This window comes from Mesorhizobium sp. WSM4817 (assembly GCF_055811135.1).
Genome location: NZ_JBVVQQ010000141.1, coordinates 1 through 401, shown reverse-complemented (window position 1 = coordinate 401; position 401 = coordinate 1). Strand labels below are relative to the sequence as shown.

Here is a 401-nt window from a genome sequence, read left to right as displayed (position 1 = left end):
CGAGTTCGGAATGGGATCGGGTGCAGCCGCTCCGCCATAACCACCAGGTCGGCAAAGCGCACGTTGCTCGAGAAGCTTTTTGAGCGAATAGCGATGAGAGAGTAGCGAATAGGGGTCCTATTTTCTGCTCTCTCTGATCTGTTCGCTGGTCTTATGTGTGCCTTTACCGTTCTTTTGGTCTTGGCGCCTTTCGAAGCGAAGCTTCGCAAGGTCGACCGACCGTCGGCGCCGATGCGCCGCACCCACGTAGCGCCGCCCGCAGGGCGGAACAAGCGTGAGCGAGAACAGACCATCTCGGCGCAATCCGAAGGATTGTCGCCCAAAATGGGCATAGGGAATGAGAACGATCAAGCCGATCGAACTATTAGTACCGGTAAGCTTCAAGCGTTGCCGCTCTTCCA

General features: G+C 56.6%; 1 protein-coding gene. It reads right to left on the bottom strand.

What is annotated here, in order from left to right:
• Positions 1-117: 117 nt before the first annotated feature.
• The coding region (locus tag AC0L2K_RS35105; RefSeq protein ID WP_473533673.1) for a hypothetical protein at positions 118-401 on the bottom strand (284 nt) is incomplete at its 5' end.